Origin of the sequence: Prochlorococcus marinus CUG1417, from assembly GCF_017695975.1 — a bacterium.
In the GTDB taxonomy this organism is placed as follows: Bacteria; Cyanobacteriota; Cyanobacteriia; order PCC-6307; family Cyanobiaceae; genus Prochlorococcus_A; species Prochlorococcus_A marinus_AG.
This window is the reverse complement of the sequence record NZ_JAAORN010000001.1, coordinates 153,928-176,421: the sequence shown is the minus strand read 5'-3', so window position 1 is coordinate 176,421 and position 22,494 is coordinate 153,928. Positions and strand designations below refer to the sequence as shown.

The following is a 22,494-nucleotide window of genomic DNA, read 5'->3' as shown; positions in this document are numbered from 1 at the left end:
AGAAATTATCTATCAACAGATCCCATAATGACATCTATTGAACCAAGGATTGCCATAATATCAGCGATTTTGGCACCTTTAAGAATATGAGGCAATATTTGCAGATTATTTAAATCAGCTGCTCTAATTTTAAATCTCCATGGGGTAACTTCATTATTTCCTTGAATAAATACACCTATTTCCCCTTTGCCGGACTCTAATCTAGTATATAATTCTCCGTTAGGAATTTTAAAAGTTGGAGCAACCTTCTTAGCGACATATTGATAGTCGATACCAAATATTTCACTTTTCTTATCTTCAGTCGCCATTCTTTGAGCTTCTAAATTTTCTGTTGGACCTCCTGGAATCATTTTGCAAGCTTGGCGAATGATGCTTAGTGATTGTCTCATCTCTTCAACTCTTACTCGATATCTCGCGTAACAATCACCTTCTTTTTCTGAAGCAATCTGCCAATCAAAATCGTCATAACATTCATAACTATCGACTTTCCTTAAATCCCAAGACACCCCAGAAGCTCTAAGCATTGGCCCAGATAAAGACCAATTAATTGCCTGGTCTCTTTGTATTGTTCCAAGACCTTCAATTCTTTTTCTAAAAATTGGATTATTTGTTATTAATTTCTCGTATTCATCTATCTTAGGACCGAACCAATTACAAAAATCTATACATTTATCTAACCATCCATATGGAAGATCACATGCGACACCACCTATCCTAAAGAAATTATTGTTTATTAGCCTTTGTCCAGTAGCAGCTTCCCAGAGGTCATAAATCATTTCTCTTTCTCTAAAAATATAGAAAAATGGAGTTTGAGCTCCCACGTCTGCTAAAAAGGGACCAAGCCACAAAAGATGATTGGCAATACGATTAAGTTCGAGCATAAGAACTCTGATGTAACTAGCTCTTTTAGGAACTGGAATATTAGCTAATCTTTCAGGAGCATTTACTACAATAGCTTCATAAAACATTCCTGCTGCATAATCCATTCTGCTTACATAAGGGACATACATTACATTTGTCCTGTTTTCAGCTATCTTTTCCATTCCCCTGTGTAAATATCCAATTACAGGCTCACAATCAATGACATTCTCACCATCAAGAGTTACAACTAACCTTAAAACCCCATGCATTGAGGGGTGGTGAGGGCCAAAATTGACCACCATTGGTTCTGTTCTAGTCTCTAGCTGAGCCATTCGAAATTTTACTTCTAAATAAATCTTAGTCGAAAGTTATGCAAACTGACCTATCTGATTCATCTTTTTTCAATCATAAATCAGTTATGACAGATGAGATTATGGCGTCATTAGAGCATTACCCATTAATACATCACAACCAACTTAAAGGAATAGACGCAACTTTAGGCGGAGGCGGGCACTCTTATCATTTATTGAGAAAATATTCGGATTTAAATATAATTGGACTTGATCAAGATCCATTCGCAAGAAAATCAGCATCACAAAAACTTGATGAATTTAAAAATAGGATTGACATAAGGGCTTCAAATTTTGCAGATTTTGTTCCGAAAGAAAAAGTTTCTTTTGTGATTGCAGATCTTGGAGTAAATAGTAATCAAATTGATAACCCTAAAAGAGGATTTAGTTTCCAAAAAGATGGTCCACTTGATATGCGCATGAATCCTTTTCTTGCAATTGATGCAGAAAAATTAATTGAAACTTTAAACGAAAAAGATCTAGCTAACCTAATTTATAAATATGGAGATGAGAGATTATCAAGAAAAATTGCTAGGAAAATAAAAATGGATTTAAAAGAAAATGGGAAATATTCTGGGACAAAAGAGTTAGCTTATTCTATTGCCGGCTGCTTCCCGCCAAAACAAAGATATAAAAAAATACACCCAGCAACAAGAACATTTCAAGCACTAAGAATTGCCGTTAATAAAGAAATTGAAGTATTAGAAAAATTTTTACAAGTTGTCCCTGAATGGCTTCTACCTGGTGGAATTGTCTCAATTATTAGTTTTCATTCCCTGGAAGATAGGTTAGTTAAAAGCTCTTTTAAGAATGATCAAAGACTAAAAAACCTGACAAAAAAACCAATAACTCCCTCTGAACAAGAAGTCGAACTTAATAAAAGAGCAAGAAGTGGAAAATTAAGAATTGCTCAATTAAAGAGCTAATAATTATTAACGTAATGATTTGATCGTATTTGTAAGAATATGAATTGCTTGTTGTATATCTTTTGAATTAGTGCTTAATCCAATACTTAATCTTATAGAAGATTCTGCTTCTTTAAAAGATCTACCTAAGGCTAGTAAAACATGAGATGGTTCACCATTACTGCATGCAGATCCACTAGAACAAATTATTTTAGATTTTAAAAGTTTATGAAACTTTGCTCCGTTTAAATTCAATATAGTCAAATTTAAATTGTGAGGTAATCTTTTTTCGATGGAGCCATTAATTAATAAGCCAGAATTATTTTCCAACAAACCCTCCAAAAGGTTATTTCTATACAAAAGTAATTTCTCAGCGTTATTTTTTTGATTACAAACTGCTATCTCTATTGCTTTAACAAAGCCAACTACTAAAGGAAGAGGCAATGTACCAGACCTGAGACCATATTCCTGACCTCCTCCAACAATTAAAGGCTCAAGATGAATTGCTTCATCAATTAAAAGAAGTCCTATCCCTTTAGGACCATATATTTTGTGAGAACTCATCGTTATCATATTCACTTCTGATAAAAGATCATCTAACTCGATATAACCTAAACATTGGGCAAAATCAGAGTGAAAGGTTATCCCTCTCGATTTACATATCTTTGAAATATTCCCTATGGGCTGAATTACTCCTATTTCGTTATTTGCCAACATTACACTAACCAAAAATGTATCTTCTCTTATATTTTTTTTGAATTGTTCTTCTGAAATTAAGCCATCTTTCTCAGGTTGAATTTCTGTAACCATAAATCCCTCTTTTTTGAGTTGATTTAATGGCTCTAAAACAGCTTTATGCTCTGTTTTTAAAGTAATAATATGTCCATATTTGCCTGTCTTTCTATAATAATTTCTAGCAAAACCTAATAAGGCTAAGTTATTAGATTCTGTTGCCCCACTTGTAAAAATAACTTTTTTATTCTTAAGAAATAAATTTTGTTCTATTTTTTCTCTTGAAGACTCTAATATAGCGCTCGCGTTGATGCCCGCCAAATTAGATTTGCTTGAAGGGTTAGAAAATATCTCACTCCAAAAAGGTTTCATAGAATCAACAACATCTTTTGAGCAAGGAGTCGAAGATTGATAGTCTAGTAGTATAGGAGTTGATAGCATTATGTTTAGTATATAAAATTCTCTTTATTACTAGAAAATCAAATTAAAGAATTTAAAAAAATGAATGAAATTAATCAAATAAATAATGAACCGGTAAGAAAATCAAGAATTTTATTAGTTGATGATGAGCCTGGTTTAAGAACAGCTGTAAAAACATTTCTAGAAGATGAAGGCTTTGAAATATTTATTGCAGTTGATGGAGAGGATGGTTGGGAAAAAGCTCAAACAGTTTTTCCCGATTTGATAATTAGCGATATTATGATGCCTCGAGCTAATGGTTATGCTTTATTAGAAAAAATTAGAGAGGATGAAAAATTAGGAGGAACTCCAGTTATTTTTCTAACTGCAAAAGGAATGACCCTTGACAGAACAGAAGGTTATCTTGCAGGAGTTGATGATTATATTTCCAAACCTTTCGATCCCGATGAATTAGCTGCGAGAGTGAAAAATGTAATCAACAGACAAGAACGTTTACTAAAAGAAGCAGCAAGATTTGCAGATGTTGATGTAAGCAAAATGGCGAAGCAAATTACTGAAATAAAATCTATGCTCACAGACCAAAATCCAACTAATTCAGAAGATAAAATAAATCTCCCAAGTTTTACTCCAAGAGAAGAAAGTGTACTTCAACTAGTAGCAGAGGGACTGATGAACAAGGAAATTGCAAGACAGCTTGAAACATCTATTAGAAATGTTGAAAAATATGTAAGTAGACTTTTTATCAAAACAGGTACCTCTAGCCGAACCGAATTAGTTCGTTATGCACTTGAAAATCGTTTAGTGAAATAAATTATTTAATTTTTTCGAATTCAATTAGTTTTGAGAAATAAAAAGGGGCTTGATTTAATTTCTTGTTGACCACTTTAAATCCTCTTTCTTTAGCAGCATCAATAATGCCCTTTTCTTTTAATGTGTAGGCTCTAGTAGTTTTACTTGGCCCAGGAAATAATTTCCCAATATTTTTAAGAAGAGCGAGAATTGGAGTATAAGGAGCAAAGCTAACGATTAGTTTTTCTTTGCTTAAATCACATAGATGCTGGACCATTTCTTCTGCGACCGGTTGAGGATAATGAATAAATACATCCAAACAAACTACAACATCGAATAATCCTTTTAATTTTTCCAGATCACAGACTTCATATTTGATCTTACCTTGATTCAAACCTAACTCACTAATTCGTTTCTTTGTTTCTTTAATCATTTCAGAAGAAATATCGCTCACCTGTAGATCTTTTATGCCAAGTCTTAATAGAGGTATAGATAGACTTCCTACACCACATCCTGCATCACAAAAACTTTTTTTTGTTAGTTCAGGATAATTTTTGATATATGAGACGACATCATCTACAGTTTTTTGATGTCCTTTCCTAATATTTTTCTGAACTGTATTAATTTCATCAGATTTGCTGTAAATTTTATTCCATCTTTCAAAGCCAGTGCCATTAAAATACTCCCTAACTTCCCTTTTTTCGATAATCTTATTTGACGTCATAATATCCTAGAAAAATTTATCCTTTTTATACTAACTAACTGGCGCCAAATTAATTGCACGCCATTATAGGAAAGAATTGATTTGTTATTTTGTCAGAATTAAATTCTAAAGATATTTATAAAATTGCTGTCGTAATGGGTAGTGATTCAGATCTACAAACATTGAAACCTGCAATTGACATCTTAAAAGAATTTGGAATAAAAACTGAAGTTTGTATACTTTCTGCTCATCGAACACCTATTGAAATGATGGAATATGCAAAAAACGCAGAATCAGAAAACATAAAAGTAATAATTGCCGGTGCCGGTGGTGCTGCTCATCTTCCAGGAATGCTGGCATCCATAACTTGCATTCCCGTCATTGGAGTACCAGTCGAGAGTAAGACACTTAAGGGGATTGACTCTCTTTTATCAATCGTTCAAATGCCAGCTGGAATTCCCGTTGCAACAGTTGCAATTAATGGAGGTCAGAATGCTGGATTATTGGCAATAGAGATCATCAGTTTATTTGATGAATCCATAAAGAAAAATTTAAAAGAATTCAGAAAAAATCTTCATACAAATGTAAGAACTAAAAATAGTAAGTTATCAACTATTGGAGCTGACAATTATCTACAAAATAAATGAACTAATATTTTTCTATTAGTTCTTTTTAAGAAAGTTTCCTTCTTTAAGGTAATTAATAACTTTTTCAACGGAATCATTTAAATCTAACAAGCCTGTATCAACAACAATTTCTGGATTATGAGGAGCTTCATATGGACTAGAAATGCCTGTAAATTCCTTAATTTCACCCAAACGAGCTTTCTTATAAAGACCTTTAGTATCCCTATTTTCGCAAACTGTGATATCTGCGGCACAATAAACTTCAATAAAATCCTTAGATCCAATAATTTTTCTCACCTTATCTCGATCGCTAATAAACGGAGAAACGAAAGCTGTAATAGTTATTATCCCTGCATTCATAAATAAATTCGCAACTTCTCCAATTCTTCTAATATTTTCTTCTCTATCTTCATCCGAAAACCCAAGATCTTTACATAAACCGTGTCTAATATTATCACCATCCAACACGTAAGTCGAAAAACCCTCTAAATGTAAAACTTCATTTAAAGCGTTGGCTAAAGTACTCTTACCAGAGCCAGATAAACCTGTAAACCAGATAACCATTCCTTTATGACCTCTCATTTTCTCTAACTTTTTTCTATCAATGGTTAAATTGTGCCACTTAATATTGGTTGATTTTGCTTGTTCTTGTTCTTTCATTTTTTGAATAATCAAAATTAAAAACCCATCCTAACCCTTGCTTCATAAATTATGAAATCCCTCTTTACGAAGAAACTCAATCGATTTTGATACCATATCTCCCTGTAACTGGATATTACTATCAATTATTGTTCCTCCAGTACCACAAAAAACTTTAATTTTTTTTAGTAATTCTTTTAATAAGATTTCATCCTCTGTTCCTAAACCATTAATTAAAGTGACAGTTTTACCTTTTTTACCTTTTTTTTGTTTTGAAATATTTATTTTTGATCTTTTATTAAAAGTATTTAACTTAGCAGTTTCTTCAGATTTGTTTTTTTGATTATCAAATTCGATCCAATTCTTTTTTCCCATTATTTTGAATTTATTCTATAGTTAGTTAATACTTATTCTAAAGAAAAAGTGGTAAGTACATTTTCTCGCAAAGATCAAAATTATAAAAATGAAGATTTAAATCAACCCTCCAAAGAGGGAAGATTTGGGCAATATGGTGGTCAATATGTTCCTGAAACGCTAATGCCTGCTCTTTTTGAGCTTGAAAAAGCTGCATCAAATGCATGGAAAGATAAACTTTTTGTAAAAGAATTAAATCATCTACTTAAGACTTATGTAGGCAGAGAAACACCACTTTATGAAGCCAAAAGACTTACTGAACATTACAAAACAAAACAAGCAACTCCAAAAATATGGCTTAAAAGAGAAGATTTAAATCATACTGGTGCTCACAAAATTAATAATGCCCTTGGACAAGCTTTATTAGCAATAAGGATGGGTAAAAAAAGAATAATTGCAGAAACTGGAGCAGGTCAGCATGGAGTTGCTACGGCTACTGTTTGTGCAAGATTTGGCCTGAAATGTATTATTTATATGGGTGCTGAAGATATAAAAAGGCAATCCCTTAACGTCTTCAGAATGAAACTTCTAGGAGCTGAAGTTAAAGTTGTAAATTCTGGCACTGCAACACTTAAGGATGCAACCAGTGAAGCCATTAGAGATTGGGTTTCTAATGTTGAAACGACTCACTATATTTTAGGATCAGTTGCAGGTCCACACCCTTTCCCGAAGATTGTAAGGGATTTTCATGCAGTTATAGGAGAAGAAACTAAAAAACAATGTCTGGAATCCTTTGGTTCTTTACCCGATATTTTACTTGCTTGTGTAGGTGGTGGATCAAATGCAATGGGACTTTTTCATCCTTTCGTTAAAGAAAGATCTGTACGACTAATTGGAGTTGAAGCTGCTGGAAGCGGAGTTGATACCGACAAACATGCCGCAACTATTACTAAAGGATCAGTTGGAATTTTGCATGGATCAATGAGTCTTCTTTTACAAGATGATAATGGTCAAGTACAAGAAGCTCACTCAATAAGTGCAGGTTTAGATTACCCAGGAGTAGGGCCTGAACATAGCCACTTAAAAGATATAGGTAGAGCTGAATATGGATCAGTGACAGATCAAGAGGCTTTAGATGCTTTAAGACTTGTTAGTGAACTTGAAGGAATTATTCCGGCGCTTGAAACGTCCCATGCCTTCGCTTGGTTGGATAAATTATGCCCTACTCTTGAAAAAGATACTCATATAGTTATCAACTGTTCTGGAAGAGGTGATAAAGATGTTAATACTGTTGCTTCTTCATTAGATATTTAATCAGTATCTTGGAATTGATGGGTCAATATATCTACTCCATCCATCAATCCCCTCCTCCAAATTCCATATTTCGCTCACAATATTATTATCTAAGCACCATTGACAAAAGTTATAACTTCTTATTCCTGCATGACAGCTAACTACAATTTCTCTATCTAATAAATCAGCAAATATTTCTTCAACGTATTCAAATGAGACTTTACTAATTGGTACATGTAGAAATTCTTTTGAGAAACGAGCTAGTTGAAGCTCTGACTGTTCTCTTACATCAATCAAAACTGGATCTTCTTTCTCAGAATTGAACCAATCATTGAGACTAGAGGCATCTATAGATTTTGGATAATTTCCCAATTGAGAGGATAAATTATGAATTATTTACAATTTAATAAATTAAGTTGCAGTAGGAAATTTATTGTTAAAAATAAAAATAAACATTTATAATGAGATATAGAGTTATAGCAATTATATTATTATTTTCTTTATTATTTTTTTTTGGTTTTAAAAAAATTTCTGATAATAAAAATAAAGGGAAAACTACGAATATTGAGCAACTAAAAATCTTAAAGTATATTCCTGAAAAAAATAAATTATTATTTATTTCAAATTTAGATAATTTTAATATTGGTAATAATAATGAAAAAGATAAAAATCGAAAAAATCAAGATAACTTTTTTTTAATAAAAGATTCTATATTCGATTACTTAGGCATTGATCTAGGAAACAATAAATTAGAAGATATCTATGATAATGAACTTATAATCTCAACTTTTGAGAATAATAAAAAACTTAATGATGATATTTTGATTGTTTTTAAAATTAAGCCAGAAAAAACAATAGATGATTTATTAAATTTGCCTTATAAAATTGATCAGGTTGATGAATTAATTTCAATTAATAGAGAAAATAAAATGAATTTCCTCAAGTCTATATATCGGACTGAAGATAATTATATAATTGCTTCAACAGATCAAAACTTAATCAAAAATAGTATTAACTCCAGTAATCATTTTAAAGAAAAAAAATTTGAATATGAGGGAGAACTTTCTGGTCTTAAAAACGAAAAAAATATATTATTTACAAATAACTTTTTGGAAAGCATATTTTTTAATAAAGAAATTTTTACTGAGAATAATGGAGATATCATTGCTACAACATTTGATTTTAAAAATAAACATTTGTTTTTAAAATCATATTTGCTAAATAATAAAAAAAATCTTGATATTCTCTCTTACGAGAAGCTAATTAATGAGGAGAATAAAAATAAAAATAATCCTGAAGTTTCAATTTTTAGTGATGTAAAAAATTTTGACAAATACATTAAACCTTTAATAAATGATTTTGAACAAAGTTTTTTTGAAGATTTTAATCATAATTCTAATCAAAACATCTTAATTCTCAATTCAAAAAAAGATTGGCTTATTACATTTGAAAAAAATACTGAAGATCAATTTGATTTAAGTGCTTTGAAAAAACTAAAAGATTTCAATAAATATACTTTGAAACAAAAGGAAAATATCTACTCGATATATTCCAAAGATATTCTTGAAGAAAAAGACGATGTAATCAAAAAATTAACTTTTGAAAATATCTATTCAATAGAATCAGGAGATTTACAATTCATAAGTAATTATTTAATTGATAGTGACAAACTGGAAACAATCTCAAAAAAATTTTTTCATCTAAAAAGTAATAAAGATAAATCTGCTTTTCTTTATACAAAAGTTGATACCAAAGATAAAAATTCCAATAAAATTGAATATCTTTCTGATTTTGAAGATCTTAATTTTCTTATTAGAAATATTTTAAAAATATCAAATGAAGAATCTCTAGAAATCATAAGTCAATCTATTCCAGAAAAAAATCCAATTCTTTATACAGAAAAAAGTTTAAAAATCCTTTAATTAAATTTATTCAAAGAAGCTTCAAACACTATCAATTTAAATTCTCGTGAAGTTAATAACTTGTGGTTAATTAAAAATTATTTGTCTATCTTTAATCTATAAGTATTTTATATTGAATTAAGAAATTGGATAGCAACAAACTAATTTTAAAACCAGGATTAGAGGGTGTCCCAGTTACTAATTCATCCATATGTGATATTGACGGAAATAAAGGAAAATTATTGTACAGAGGCTACTCCATTGAAGAACTATCCAAAAAAAGCAGTTTTTTAGAAACTGCTTATCTATTGATTTGGGGTCAATTGCCTACTGCTATTCAACTTAGAGATTTTGAACAAGAAGTACAGATGCATCGAAGGTTAAGTTTTAGAGTGAGAGATATGATGAAATGTTTCCCTGCGACAGGTCATCCTATGGACGCTCTTCAATCTAGCGCAGCTTCTTTGGGGCTTTTCTATTCACGTAGAGCAATAGATGATCCTAATTACATTTACAACGCAGTGATAAGACTAATAGCAAAAATACCCACTATGATTGCTGCGTTTCAACTTATTAGAAAAGGACAAGACCCTATTCAACCTCGTGATGATTTAACTTACTCATCAAATTTTCTTTACATGCTGACTGAAAAAGAACAAGATCCTATAGCCGCAAAAGTTTTTGATAGGTGTTTAATTTTACATGCCGAACATAGTTTAAACGCAAGTACATTTAGCGCTAGAGTGACCGCGAGCACTCTTACAGACCCATATGCTGTCATCGCATCTGCTGTAGGAACCCTTGCTGGCCCTCTTCATGGAGGAGCAAATGAAGATGTGATTGCAATGTTAGAAGAAATCAAAATTCCAGAAAATGCTGGGTCTTTTTTAGATAATGCAATAAAAAATAAAAGTAAGATAATGGGCTTTGGCCACAGGGAATATAAAGTCAAAGATCCCAGAGCAATAATTCTTCAAAAACTTGCAGAAGAACTTTTTATTAGATTTGGAGCAGATGAAATGTATGAAGTTGCTAAATCACTTGAGGCAGAGGCAATACCAAGACTTGGACCTAAGGGTATATTCCCTAACGTGGATTTTTATTCTGGCCTTGTTTATAGAAAACTTGGTATTCCTCGTGATTTATTTACTCCAATTTTTGCCATATCCAGAGTGGCTGGTTGGTTAGCTCATTGGAGAGAGCAACTTGGAGCAAATAGAATTTTCAGACCATCGCAAATCTATACAGGTTCAGCACCAAGAGATTGGATTAGCCTAGAAAACAGAGAATAATATTTGCAGCTTTTCATAAAAAACACACATATTGTTTGTGAAGAGTTAATCTATTAAGTAAATAACATAAAAATTTTGGAATACGGATTAGATCTCGAATATAGTTTTAATGAATTCTTAAAAGGTTTTGGCCTTTCCAGCGAAATCGCTCATATAATATGGCTCCCTCTTCCTATGCTTTTGGTTTTGGTAGCGGCAGTTGTTGGCGTTTTAGTAACAGTTTGGCTTGAAAGAAAAATATCTGCTGCTGCTCAACAAAGAATAGGTCCAGAATATGCTGGAGCGCTTGGCGTCCTCCAACCAATTGCAGATGGTCTTAAGTTACTTGTCAAAGAAGATATTATTCCTGCCAAAGCGGATGGGATTCTCTTCACTGCAGGACCTATATTAGTTCTTGTCCCAGTGATTCTGTCTTGGCTAATTGTTCCTTTTGGACAAAACCTTTTAATAAGTAACGTTGGCATTGGAATTTTCCTATGGATTGCTTTAAGCAGTATTCAGCCAATTGGCCTTCTTATGAGCGGATACGCATCAAATAATAAGTATTCTTTATTAGGAGGTTTAAGAGCAGCGGCTCAATCAATAAGTTATGAAATTCCTTTAGCTTTATCCGTACTGGCTATTGTACTAATGACAAATTCTCTAAGCACTATTGACATTGTCAACCAACAAAGTGGTGCTGGAATCCTAAGTTGGAATATATGGAGACAACCAGTTGGTTTTATAGTCTTTTGGATTTGTGCTCTTGCAGAATGTGAGAGACTTCCGTTTGACTTACCCGAAGCTGAAGAAGAATTAGTTGCGGGATATCAAACTGAATATGCAGGAATGAAATTCGCATTGTTCTACCTGGGTAGTTACATTAATTTAATTCTTTCCGCTTTATTAGTATCAATACTTTATTTGGGAGGATGGGGTTTTCCTATTCCAGTTGAATTAATAGCTAAGTTTCTTCATTTACCTATTAATGCACCCTTTATTCAGGTTTTCACTGCATCAATAGGAATTGTAATGACTGTACTGAAAGCATATCTTTTAGTTTTTATTGCAATATTATTACGTTGGACAACTCCTAGAGTAAGAATTGATCAACTCTTAGATCTAGGATGGAAGTTTCTTCTGCCCATTTCTCTTGCTAATCTTTTGATAACAGCAGGATTAAAACTTGCTTTTCCGCAATTCTTTGGTGGTTAAATTTAAGTAAAAATACTTAAATTTAAAATTATTCCACTAAAATAAAATAACTAAGAAAATTTTTCGAAATGAACAATTTCCTTCAACAAATAAATAGCTATATCAAAGAAGCATTTAATGCTGGCAAATATTTATACAATGGTATATCGGTAACTTTTGATCATCTTCGAAGAAGACCAGTTACTGTTCAATATCCATATGAAAAATTAATACCTTCTGAAAGATATAGAGGAAGGATACATTATGAATTTGATAAATGTATTGCTTGTGAAGTTTGTGTGAGAGTATGTCCCATAAATCTCCCAGTAGTTGATTGGGTAATGAATAAAGAAACCAAAAAAAAGGAACTTAGAAATTATTCAATAGATTTTGGAGTTTGTATTTTTTGCGGAAATTGTGTTGAATATTGCCCAACTAATTGTCTGTCAATGACAGAAGAATATGAATTAGCTACTTTTGACAGACACAATTTAAATTTCGATAATGTCGCACTTGGCAGATTACCCACAAATGTTACAACAGATCCTTCAGTTAAACCTCTAAGAGAACTTGCCTATCTTCCTAAAGGTGTCATGGACCCTCATGAAATCCCAGCTTCAGATGCAAGAGTTGGTAAATTACCGGAAGAAGTTTATGATTGGATGAGGCCTGAATCCAATGAAAATAAAGATAAAGTTTCTAATCCAAACAATTAATTCAGATTAATTTATGTCAATTGCCATAACAACACAATTTATTTGTTTTACAGTTTTATCTTTAGTTGTAATTATTGGAGCACTTGGTGTTGTGTTGCTCGAAAGTATTGTTTATTCAGCATTTCTGCTTGGTGGAGTTTTCATGAGTGTTGCAGGATTATATCTTCTATTAAATGCAAGTTTTGTTGCTGCAGCTCAAGTTTTAGTATATGTGGGTGCAGTGAATGTATTAATAATTTTTGCAATAATGCTAGTCAATAAAAAAGAAGATTTAAAGCCTATTAATGACATTAAATCGAGAAGATTTATATCAACATCGATATGTTTAACCCTTCTAAGCCTCTTAATAAGAGTTGACTTGACCAATGTATGGAGCTTATCAAGTCCTCAAAACTCTATTGGAGAAGAATCAACTATTAGGATTGGTGAACATCTTTTTAGTGATTATTTACTCCCATTTGAAGTAGCTTCAGTCTTACTTTTAATGGCAATGATTGGGGCTATTGTTTTAGCTAGAAGAGATGTAATGAACAAAGATATTTCGACAGGACTACCTGTTGATCAAGAGTTAATTGAAAAATCATCAGAACCATTACTTACAAATAAAAATTAACCTTTTGTATTTCTTATTATGAATTTAGAATCAATTCCTCTTCAAGCTTTTTTAATAGTTTCTTCAGCACTATTTTGCATTGGTATTTGGGGATTATTAAATAGCAGAAATGCAGTCAGAGTTCTTATGAGCATTGAGTTAATGCTCAATGCGGTGAATATAAACTTGATGGCGTTTTCTTCCTATATTGATAATAATTTAATTCAGGGACAAGTTTTTACAATTTTTGTGATTACTGTTGCTGCCGCAGAAGCAGCCGTTGGATTAGCTATATTGTTATCTCTTTATAGGAATAGGGTGACTGTCGATATGGAAAGTTTTAATTTATTAAAATGGTAAAAGCATTAAATGAAACTTTCATTAGTGCTTATTGTATATCGTTCAGATAGTTCTATAGCTCAAGAGGCTTCAAAATTCTGTGAAGAAGTTCTTAAAGCAAAAAATATCAAATCAAACAGGATTGAAAGTAATTTTCATAAAGATGAAATTGAAAAATATTTTTCTAATTCAGAATCACAACCAAATATTGGCATAGTTCTTGGTGGAGATGGAACCTTCCTTAAATGTGCAAATGCATTAGCTGATTATGATATTCCTTTATTAAGTATTAATATTGGAGGTAATTTGGGTTTTCTTACTCAAGAGAAAGAATTTTTATTTGACAAATCTTTTATTGAAATCCTTGAAAACGAAGAATATTTAATTGACTTTCGTAATAGATTAAATTGTAATATTTGTATTGAGGGGACAAGTTCTGAAAAAAAAATCATAAAAAGCTACAACGCCTTAAATGATTTTTATTTTAAATCCGTTGAAGAAGATATTTCTCCGACCAACCAAATACAAATTGAAATAGATAATGAGAAGGTGAATGAATATAAAGGTGATGGATTGATTGTATCTACAACCACGGGTTCAACAGCCTACTCAATGGCTGCAGGAGGTCCAATAGTACATCCTAGTATAGATGGAATGATTATTAACCCTATATGCCCAATGAGTTTGGCTAGCAGACCAATCGTCATACCTAATACAAGTAAGGTAATCATTAAGCCAGTAAAAAAAAGTAAAGGGGAAATTAAATTATGGACTGACGGTTCAAAATGTATGACCATTAAGAAAAATTATTATTGTGAGATCAAGAAAGGAAAATCACCCTGCAAAATAATAAAGTTTAAAAAAAGCACAAGTTACTACAATACCTTAATAAAAAAACTAGATTGGAAAGGCGATTTGTCTCCAAAAAATTTCAAAAATTAAATGGCCTTTGAGATAGAAAGAAGATTTCTTATAAAAAATGATAATTGGAAAGAATTCATAAATAAAAAAGTTTATATAGAACAAGGATATTTTTCCAAAAGTTTAGATGGTTGGATTACTAGAGTAAGACTTATAGGCAAAAACTCTAAAATTACACTTAAAAAACATATCAAGGGTTTTACCAACTTTGAATTTGAATACTCAATTCCACGAAGCGATGCTGAAACAATAATGTCAAATCTTTCAAACACAATTAAAAAAGATAGATACTTTCTAGAAATTGAAAAAAAATCTTGGATTATAGATTGCTTTAAAGAAAATAATTATCCACTTGAAATTGCAGAAATTGAACTTTCCGATGAAGAAGAGGATTTATTGCTACCATCCTTTATTTCAAGAGAAATTACTGGGCTGACAGATTACTCCAATTTCAGTCTAGCTAACAATCCTTTTTCAGAATGGAAAGAAGAATATTTAAAAACTTTAAAAAGTGACTAGTCGAAAGAGCCACTCATCCTTTATATTTTCTTTATATTTAAGCAAAGAATTTTTTATTTTCTCCAGATGTATGGTCTTTACGACAAAGAAGGAATATTGAGATTTGTTGATTCAGACAAGGATGCATGTATTGCATATGCTGAACTCTTCGAATTAGGTTCTACAAATTATTGTCTAATGGAACTAGAAAATGATACAAAAAAAAGTAAAGGGTAATACTAATCTTGATCAGAGTCTGGTAGTGTACAACAATTAAACCCATCTCTACAAATCTTTCCGTTGTCCATTGCCCAATTCAAGAGTGCTACTCTGTTTTTAGAACCAGTTTTTGTAAACATATTACTTACATGATTATCAACAGTTCTTTTACTAATAGTTAGTTTTACCGCAATTTCTTGATTTGTAAGCCCATCAGCTACGAGATCAATGATTTCCATCTCCCTTGCTGAGAGACCCATCATATCAATGTTGTTTACTTCTTCATCAACCATTTGCATTTAAACAGTTCCTTTTTTATATTAATTAAGTTTAGCAATCTCAGTACACTTGTTAACCAACTAGGAAACAAAAGCAATTGAAATCAAAACTTCAGCAGATTTTAGAAAAAAAATCCAAGGTAATTACGGCAGAGTTAATGCCGCCTAGAGGTGGAAGCCCCATAAGATCTCTTAAGATAGCACAACTTTTGAAGGATAAGGTACATGCAGTTAACATTACTGATGGAAGTAGGGCAGTAATGAGAATGTGCAGCTTGGCAATGTCCAAACTATTACTGGAACATGGAATAGAACCAGTCATGCAAATATCTTGCAGAGATCGTAATAAAATTGCTTTACAATCAGACATTCTTGGAGCAAATGCTTTAGGAATTAAAAACATTCTATGCATTACTGGTGATTCAGTAAAAGCCGGGGATCAACAAGATGCCAAGGCTGTTCATGAGTTTGAGTCAGTAAGATTACTAAAACAAATTCAAGCCTTCAATAAAGGAATTGATCCTACTTTTGGAGAACTCTCCGATAAAAAAACATTTATTTTTGCAGGTGCTGCAGCTGATCCCAGTTGCAGAAATAAAAGAAGTTTAGAAAATAGAATGAGAAAGAAAAAAGAGGCTGGGGCTGGATTTATACAAACTCAAATGGTTATGAAAAAAGAAAATTTGATAGAGTTTTGTGAACAAATTACCAACCCTCTCGACATGCCTGTAATTGCAGGTGTATTCCTATTAAAGTCTTATAAAAATGCTCTCTTTATAAACAAATACGTGCCAGGGGCAAACATCCCTGAAAATATCTTAAATCGTCTAAAAGATGCTAAAGACCCATTACAAGAAGGTATTAAAATTGCAGCTGAACAGGCTCATGATTTTATTAATATCGCAGATGGTATTCATCTAATGGCCGTAAAATCAGAGCATTTAATTCCTGAGATAATTGAAAAAGCTGATCTTAGTCTGGAATATTAATCAAGTCAGTACCTAATAATTCTGCCATAGCTTTCTGCTGAGGTGATGGCTCAGTCAAATCAGCTCTTCTTGAATCTGCTATTAACCAATCTAAAGATGCATCTTGCAAATCAAAATGATCTCCATTTTTCCCAACACAATATTTACCAAACACTAACTTATCCATAAGTCTTACACCTTTACCGATTTTAGAATAATCAAAAATAATTGAGTTATCTATAGTTGCTCCCTCGCAAATACAACAACTTGGTCCAATCATGGAAGGGCCAATAATTGTTGCTCCATCCTCGATCCTAGTCATGCCTCCTATATAAACTGGCCCGATAATATTAATATTTTCCCAGTTAGCCGCTACATTCAAACCGGTAAAAACTCCTGGTTTTATTTCCTTACCTGGTATTTGCACTTGTCTCACCTTACCTTGTAATACATTTCTAATAGCACTCCAATAATCAGGAACTTTTCCAATATCTACCCATTCAAAATCCATTGGTAATGCAAAAAATGGTAAATTCATTTCAACAAGTTTAGGAAAAAGATCAGCTCCAATATCAAATTTCTCTGCTGAAGGTATGTAATTAAAAATTTCAGGTTCGAAAAGATATATTCCTGTATTTATAGAGTCACTTAAAGCTTGATCAACTGTTGGCTTTTCCTGAAAAGCCTTTATTCGTCCATTTTCATCAGAAACTACGACACCATAACTTGATACTTGATCTTTAGTTACCTTCTTTGTTATTAAGCTCGCAATAGCTCCTTTCTGCTTATGTTTTTTAACAGCTTGAGTTAAATCTAAATCAACTAAAGCATCACCACATAAAACAACAAAAGTTTCATCAAAGAAATTTTGAAAATCTTGAATTTTTTTTAATCCTCCTGCGGATCCCAAAGCATCACCTATTAATTCTCCATCTTCAATTCTTCCCTCAAAACTATACGCAATTTCTACTCCAAATCTTTGCCCATCCCTAAAATAATTTTCAATTTCTTCAGCCAGATGAGAAACATTTACCATTATTTCCTTAAAGTTATGTTCTCTTAAAAGTTCCAAGAGAAACTCCATAACAGGTTTTTGCAAAATCGGAATCATCGGTTTCGGAATAACATGCGTAATAGGCTGAACACGTGTACCTTTACCTGCCGCAAGTATCATTGCCTTCATGAATTCAAAACCTCTTTTTAAAGATTATACGTTATTACTAATAAGCTCCTAAACAGCAGAAGGATAAGTCTTAGATACATCAAGATTATCTATGGGCAATTGAGCTAAGCCTCCTTCAGGAATTATTCTTTTAATTTGAATTGGTCCATATAAGTAGTTAATTTGTTTAATTTCAATTTTATTTTCAGATGATAAAAATAATAAGGCCCAAAAAACCCCCAAACGATCTTTATCTAAATCATTTTTTACAACAGTTTGCCATTTCTCAACTAGATATTCAAAATCTGTCCACTGTAATGCTTTTTCCCACCCTTCAATAAATTTACCTAGTGCTTTAGTGGTTTCCGGTAGTTTCTCACGATGCGCTAATGATTTCACTTGAGAAATTAAAGCTTTATCTGAATATTTTTTATTTCTTTTTCTCTTCATTAGTAGAAGGTCTTGGGTTTCTATAACTTCAGCAATAGACTCTAACTGGCTTACAAGTTCTCCCAGAGTGGTTGTACGTTTGAGAATTGGTTGTGCTATTGATCTTCTCCTTAGATATTTTTCAGGATATTTTGGTATATCAAATTCTTGGTCAATCCAATCTTGATCATCCAAGTCAAAATCATCTTCAAAATCGGAAGAATTGTCTTTGAAAACATCAGATTCCAAAACTTGAGCCTTTAAATTAACTAATACGGAAGCAGCAAAAAATGCTTCACTTGTCTCAGATAAATCCTTTTGATAGGAACTTTTACTATTTGATTTGCTGCAAAAAGATTGTGAATATTGCTCTAAAAAACTATCAATTACACTTATTACATCAATATCCCATGGATCAAGATCACCTTTACCTGCGGCGTCTTGAAGAAACTTAATCAACAATCTAGGCCCTAATTGTTGTCTATGAACAGGGTTGTAGTTAGATATTTTTAAATTGGTAATAGCTATACATAAGATATACCCTTAATTATTTAATGCCAAACAATATCGCATTAATTTTAAAAATTATATAGTAGGAGCTTTTAGGATCTCATTTGCTTTAGTGCCTGAAAAAATATTTGTTTTCACAGCACCTTTAACTGCAGTTAAATCTCGATCAACCAAATTATTGATAGATGCAATGTAACTTTCAGTTACTAATCTTGGGTACAGACCTATACCAATAATCGGTAAAAGTAAACAAGCAATAATATAAACTTCCCTTGGCTCTGCATCTATAAGTTTTCGTTCTTCGATCAATTTAGGATTTTCTTTACCAAAGAAAATTTCTCGTAACATTGAAAGTAGATAAATAGGAGTAAGTATTACACCGATAGCAGCTAAAGAGGCCATAACTACCCTGAACGGAAGTGTATAAACTTCATCAGTAACAAATCCTGTAAATACCATCAATTCCGAAACAAATCCACTCATGCCAGGCAAAGCTAGAGAAGCAAGCGAGCAAGCAGTCCATAGGGCAAACATGATTCTCATTTTTTGTCCTACACCACTCATTTCATCAAGTTTAAGAGTCTTAGTTCTATCATAGGTGGCACCAACAAGAAAAAATAAACTTGCACCGATTAATCCATGACTAACCATTTGCAGCATAGCTCCACTTGTTCCAAGGCTACTAAAACTACCTATACCAATAAGAACGAAACCCATATGACTAATCGAACTATATGCAATTTTTCTTTTAAGATTTCTTTGAGCAAAAGAAGTTAATGCAGCATAAATTATATTGACTACCCCTAGAACTATTAATAGTGGGGCAAATTGAGCATGAGCAACGGGTAATAATTGTGCATTGAATCTTAAAAGAGCATATCCTCCCATCTTTAATAAAATTCCAGCTAGAAGCATATGAACAGGAGCTGTGGCCTCTCCATGAGCATCTGGAAGCCAAGTATGAAGAGGTACTATTGGTAGTTTCACTCCAAATGCAATTAAGAGCCCGACGTAACATAATATTTGGAATTTTTGACTAAAATCTTGAGCTGCCAAGTGAGAAAACTCAAAGTTAGGAATTTCTGTACCATAAAAACCCATTGCTAACGCAGCCAAAAGAATAAAAATAGAACTACCAGCTGTATAAATAATGAATTTTGTTGCAGCATATTGTCGATTTTTGCCACCCCATATAGCAAGTAATAAATAAACCGGAATTAACTCAAGTTCCCAAGTCAGAAAGAATAAAAGCATATCCTGTACTGCAAACACAGCGATTTGACCACCATCCATAATCAATATTAAAAAGAAAAATAACTTTGGTTTGAACTTGACTGGCCATGCAGCAAGAACTGCTAAAGCAGTTATAAAACTAGTCAATAGTATTAATGGCATAGACATGCCATCAGCACCAACAGACCAAGTAAGACCTAAATCCGGGAGCCAGCTAATATTTTCTTTCAGTTGGACATTTTCATTACTAATATCAAAGCCATTTATATATGAACCTACAGTTATTAAAAAAGTTATTAATGCAATAGACAATGCAAACCATCTAACCTCTTTGCCATCACCTTTATCAGGGAAAAAAGGTATCACAAATGCACTACCAATTGGGAATAAAATTGAAGCAGATAACCAAGGAAAATTAGACATTCCAGCTCCCAAAGTTCCCAACATTTGTGTCGCAAAATGTGTATAAAAATAAGTACTCAATTTAATAAGAAATTTATCTTAAATAAAGTCTAGAAATTTTCTGTATTTTTTCACCCCAATGGACAGTGAAGACACACAATTGTAATTAAGATACTTGAGGAGATTGAATACCAAATATGGCAACTAGTAGAATTACGCCTCCAAAAACAATAAGCGCGTAAAATTGAGCCCTACCAGTCTCAAAATATTTTAAACCTTCTCCACTTCCTAAAGTTACAAGTCCAGTAAGATTTACGACGCCATCAACAACTTTAGAATCAACCTCTAAGACTTCTTTAGCAAGTTTTCTACTACCCTTAACAAAAAGTTTTTCATTAATGTCATCTAGATACCATTTATTGGATAAAAATCTGTTGATACTAGGAAACTTCTCGGCAAATAAAACTGATAAATTAATTTTTTTCACAAAATATGCCTGATAAGCAATAATGATTCCAGCCGATGCAATAAGAACTGAAGCTGTCGCTAAAGGCAAAAATTCTTTTAATTCAAAAGCTTTTGCAGCAGTCTCTGCTTCTTCAGGATCTAGTAGATTTGCAATTTTGCTATCCCATGGAAGTCCCATAAAACCAATAATTAGAGAAGGTACAGCTAGAAATACCAAGGGAAATGTCATTGACCAGGGTGACTCATGAATAGAGCCATGCTTTTCATGTAGTTCTTCATTTTCTTCATCTTGGTTTATTTTAGAGGCTATTAGAAGCTCTTTTTGCAATTCTTTATTTTCTCCCCTGAAATCTCCTTCAAATGTCAAGAAATAAAGCCTAAACATATAAAAAGCAGTCATACCAGCGGTTAGAAGTCCTACAAACCAAAAAGCTGGAAATGATATAAAAGCATTTCCGAGTATCTCATCTTTACTCCAAAAACCTGCCAATGGTGGAATACCACTAATTGCTACGCAACCTATTAAAAATGTTGTTGATGTATATGGCATTTTTTTTCTTAAACCACCCATTAATCTCATATCTTGAGCTAATACAGGCTGATGGCCAACTACTTCTTCCATAGCATGTATTACTGAACCAGATCCCAAAAATAGCATTGCTTTGAAGCAAGCATGAGTCACTAAATGAAAAATTCCTGCTACTGGCGCTCCACAACCCATTGCAAGCATCATATACCCAAGCTGAGACACTGTGCTGTAAGCTAAACCTTTTTTTAAATCCATTTGGGTCAAAGCTATAGAGGCTCCTAAAAAACAAGTAATGGTGCCAACTAAAGCAATAATGAACTGAATAGAGGGGAATATTGAGTACAAAGGTTGGAGTCTTGCTACAAGAAATATTCCTGCAGCAACCATTGTTGCGGCATGGATAAGTGCAGAAATAGGTGTCGGGCCTTCCATTGCATCAGGCAACCACACATGAAGAGGAAACTGAGCAGATTTTGCCATTGGCCCTAAAAAAACTAAAAAACAAAGGAGTAAAGCAGCCCAAATAGGTATCGAATTGTCAGATATTGATTGAGAAATTCCAGTGGCTATTTCATTAAAATCAAAACTATTTGTTGCCCAAAATAGGCCAAGAATTCCTAGTAATAAGCCAAAATCTCCCACTCTATTAACAACAAATGCTTTTTGTGCAGCGTGGGCAGCGCCATCCCTGTCATACCAAAAACCAACCAACAAATAAGAACACATCCCAACTAATTCCCAAAAAACATAAATTTCTAATAAATTCGGACTAACTATTAGTCCCATCATTGAACTACTAAATAATGCTAAATATGTAAAAAATCTGACATAACCTTTGTCATGCGCCATATAACCATGAGAGTAGATCATTACCAGCAAAGTTATAGTCGTTACAAGAGCAAGCATTACACTACCCAAAGGATCAAGGACAAAACCCATCGGAATAATAAAATCCCCAGCACTAGCCCATACAAATAATTTTTCTACAGATTGATAACCATTAACTTGTTCAAAAAGAGCTTTGTAACTAATTGCCGCAGAAATGCCAACAAACGAAATAAGACCTACAGAAACAATTTCTCTGGAATTATTAATTTTCTTGTTAATACTTATTAGGCCTAAACCAGAAAGCACTGCTCCAATAAGTGGGAAAACAGGAATTAACCAGGCAATTTCTGAAGCTTGAGGCATG

The 22,494-nt window shown here is 32.6% G+C and carries 25 protein-coding genes; 14 read left to right on the top strand and 11 right to left on the bottom strand.

Annotated features, from left to right (window positions below; all coding sequences use genetic code 11):
* Nucleotides 1-5: 5 nt before the first annotated feature.
* Nucleotides 6-1,193, bottom strand: coding sequence for an NAD(P)H-quinone oxidoreductase subunit H (locus tag HA140_RS00955; protein WP_209039360.1), 1,188 nt, complete (start codon nt 1,191-1,193; stop codon nt 6-8).
* Nucleotides 1,194-1,231: 38 nt separating this feature from the next.
* Here HA140_RS00955 and rsmH point away from each other — a divergent pair, with 38 nt between their 5' ends.
* Nucleotides 1,232-2,137: a 16S rRNA (cytosine(1402)-N(4))-methyltransferase RsmH gene (rsmH, locus tag HA140_RS00950; RefSeq protein ID WP_209039359.1), complete on the top strand. Its 906-nt coding sequence runs from the start codon at nt 1,232-1,234 to the stop codon at nt 2,135-2,137.
* Nucleotides 2,138-2,143: 6 nt separating this feature from the next.
* Here the strand turns inward: rsmH and HA140_RS00945 are convergent, their stop codons facing one another.
* Nucleotides 2,144-3,289, bottom strand: coding sequence for a cysteine desulfurase family protein (locus tag HA140_RS00945; protein ID WP_209039358.1), 1,146 nt, complete (start codon nt 3,287-3,289; stop codon nt 2,144-2,146).
* A gap of 60 nt (nt 3,290-3,349) precedes the next feature.
* Here HA140_RS00945 and HA140_RS00940 point away from each other — a divergent pair, with 60 nt between their 5' ends.
* A complete protein-coding gene (locus HA140_RS00940) occupies nt 3,350-4,078 on the top strand; it encodes a response regulator transcription factor (RefSeq protein ID WP_209039357.1) in 729 nt (242 codons plus the stop codon).
* Between the two features lies 1 nt (nt 4,079).
* Here the strand turns inward: HA140_RS00940 and bchM are convergent, their stop codons facing one another.
* Nucleotides 4,080-4,781: a magnesium protoporphyrin IX methyltransferase gene (gene bchM, locus HA140_RS00935; protein WP_209039356.1), complete on the bottom strand. Its 702-nt coding sequence runs from the start codon at nt 4,779-4,781 to the stop codon at nt 4,080-4,082.
* Between the two features lie 89 nt (nt 4,782-4,870).
* On the opposite strand from bchM, the gene purE reads away from it, so the two are divergent.
* The gene (purE, locus tag HA140_RS00930; protein ID WP_257469807.1) at nt 4,871-5,407 is read left to right on the top strand and encodes a 5-(carboxyamino)imidazole ribonucleotide mutase; all 537 of its coding nucleotides are present in this window, start codon (nt 4,871-4,873) and stop codon (nt 5,405-5,407) included.
* A gap of 15 nt (nt 5,408-5,422) precedes the next feature.
* On the opposite strand, the gene cysC is transcribed toward purE, so the two are convergent.
* The gene (gene cysC, locus HA140_RS00925; RefSeq protein ID WP_209039355.1) at nt 5,423-6,046 is read right to left on the bottom strand and encodes an adenylyl-sulfate kinase; all 624 of its coding nucleotides are present in this window, start codon (nt 6,044-6,046) and stop codon (nt 5,423-5,425) included.
* Between the two features lie 42 nt (nt 6,047-6,088).
* A complete protein-coding gene (locus HA140_RS00920; protein WP_209039354.1) occupies nt 6,089-6,400 on the bottom strand; it encodes a translation initiation factor SUI1 in 312 nt (103 codons plus the stop codon).
* Nucleotides 6,401-6,448: 48 nt separating this feature from the next.
* Here HA140_RS00920 and trpB point away from each other — a divergent pair, with 48 nt between their 5' ends.
* A complete protein-coding gene (gene trpB, locus HA140_RS00915; protein WP_209039353.1) occupies nt 6,449-7,693 on the top strand; it encodes a tryptophan synthase subunit beta in 1,245 nt (414 codons plus the stop codon).
* On the opposite strand, the gene HA140_RS00910 is transcribed toward trpB, so the two are convergent.
* Nucleotides 7,694-8,044: a rhodanese-like domain-containing protein gene (locus tag HA140_RS00910; protein WP_209039352.1), complete on the bottom strand. Its 351-nt coding sequence runs from the start codon at nt 8,042-8,044 to the stop codon at nt 7,694-7,696.
* An 89-nt stretch (nt 8,045-8,133) separates the two neighbouring features.
* Between HA140_RS00910 and HA140_RS00905 the strand changes: the two genes are divergently transcribed.
* The 9 genes from HA140_RS00905 to HA140_RS00865 all read left to right on the top strand — a co-directional run bounded on the left by HA140_RS00905 (nt 8,134) and on the right by HA140_RS00865 (nt 15,341).
* Nucleotides 8,134-9,594, top strand: a complete 1,461-nt coding sequence (locus HA140_RS00905; protein WP_209039351.1) for a hypothetical protein — start codon at nt 8,134-8,136, stop codon at nt 9,592-9,594.
* 125 nt (nt 9,595-9,719) lie between these two features.
* A complete protein-coding gene (locus HA140_RS00900) occupies nt 9,720-10,865 on the top strand; it encodes a citrate synthase (RefSeq protein WP_209039350.1) in 1,146 nt (381 codons plus the stop codon).
* Nucleotides 10,866-10,940: 75 nt separating this feature from the next.
* A complete protein-coding gene (gene nuoH / locus HA140_RS00895; RefSeq protein WP_209039349.1) occupies nt 10,941-12,059 on the top strand; it encodes an NADH-quinone oxidoreductase subunit NuoH in 1,119 nt (372 codons plus the stop codon).
* Nucleotides 12,060-12,127: 68 nt separating this feature from the next.
* Entirely contained in the window at nt 12,128-12,754 is a 627-nt protein-coding gene (gene ndhI, locus HA140_RS00890; protein WP_032519732.1) for an NAD(P)H-quinone oxidoreductase subunit I, read from the top strand.
* Nucleotides 12,755-12,767: 13 nt separating this feature from the next.
* Nucleotides 12,768-13,367: an NADH-quinone oxidoreductase subunit J gene (locus HA140_RS00885; protein ID WP_209039348.1), complete on the top strand. Its 600-nt coding sequence runs from the start codon at nt 12,768-12,770 to the stop codon at nt 13,365-13,367.
* Nucleotides 13,368-13,385: 18 nt separating this feature from the next.
* Entirely contained in the window at nt 13,386-13,706 is a 321-nt protein-coding gene (gene nuoK, locus HA140_RS00880) for an NADH-quinone oxidoreductase subunit NuoK (protein ID WP_002807273.1), read from the top strand.
* 9 nt (nt 13,707-13,715) lie between these two features.
* Nucleotides 13,716-14,627, top strand: a complete 912-nt coding sequence (locus tag HA140_RS00875; protein ID WP_209039347.1) for an NAD(+) kinase — start codon at nt 13,716-13,718, stop codon at nt 14,625-14,627.
* Nucleotides 14,628-15,125, top strand: coding sequence for a CYTH domain-containing protein (locus HA140_RS00870; protein WP_209039346.1), 498 nt, complete (start codon nt 14,628-14,630; stop codon nt 15,123-15,125).
* 66 nt (nt 15,126-15,191) lie between these two features.
* Complete coding sequence (locus HA140_RS00865) at nt 15,192-15,341, top strand: hypothetical protein (protein WP_209039345.1); 150 nt, start codon at nt 15,192-15,194, stop codon at nt 15,339-15,341.
* 2 nt (nt 15,342-15,343) lie between these two features.
* Here the strand turns inward: HA140_RS00865 and HA140_RS00860 are convergent, their stop codons facing one another.
* A complete protein-coding gene (locus tag HA140_RS00860) occupies nt 15,344-15,622 on the bottom strand; it encodes a helix-turn-helix domain-containing protein (RefSeq protein ID WP_025922072.1) in 279 nt (92 codons plus the stop codon).
* A gap of 77 nt (nt 15,623-15,699) precedes the next feature.
* Here HA140_RS00860 and HA140_RS00855 point away from each other — a divergent pair, with 77 nt between their 5' ends.
* The gene (locus HA140_RS00855) at nt 15,700-16,590 is read left to right on the top strand and encodes a methylenetetrahydrofolate reductase (RefSeq protein ID WP_209039344.1); all 891 of its coding nucleotides are present in this window, start codon (nt 15,700-15,702) and stop codon (nt 16,588-16,590) included.
* Here HA140_RS00855 and HA140_RS00850 read toward each other — a convergent pair.
* The 4 genes from HA140_RS00850 to HA140_RS00835 all read right to left on the bottom strand — a co-directional run bounded on the left by HA140_RS00850 (nt 16,574) and on the right by HA140_RS00835 (nt 22,493).
* Nucleotides 16,574-17,752, bottom strand: a complete 1,179-nt coding sequence (locus HA140_RS00850; protein WP_209039343.1) for a nucleotidyltransferase family protein — start codon at nt 17,750-17,752, stop codon at nt 16,574-16,576. The genes HA140_RS00855 and HA140_RS00850 overlap by 17 nt on opposite strands.
* A gap of 48 nt (nt 17,753-17,800) precedes the next feature.
* Entirely contained in the window at nt 17,801-18,622 is an 822-nt protein-coding gene (locus HA140_RS00845; RefSeq protein WP_209039342.1) for a segregation/condensation protein A, read from the bottom strand.
* 123 nt (nt 18,623-18,745) lie between these two features.
* Nucleotides 18,746-20,350 carry an NAD(P)H-quinone oxidoreductase subunit 4 gene (locus HA140_RS00840; RefSeq protein WP_209040209.1) on the bottom strand — a complete coding sequence of 535 codons (1,605 nt, stop codon included), beginning with the start codon at nt 20,348-20,350 and terminating at the stop codon, nt 18,746-18,748.
* A gap of 121 nt (nt 20,351-20,471) precedes the next feature.
* Nucleotides 20,472-22,493, bottom strand: a complete 2,022-nt coding sequence (locus HA140_RS00835; protein ID WP_209039341.1) for an NAD(P)H-quinone oxidoreductase subunit 5 — start codon at nt 22,491-22,493, stop codon at nt 20,472-20,474.
* Nucleotide 22,494 lies beyond the last annotated feature (1 nt).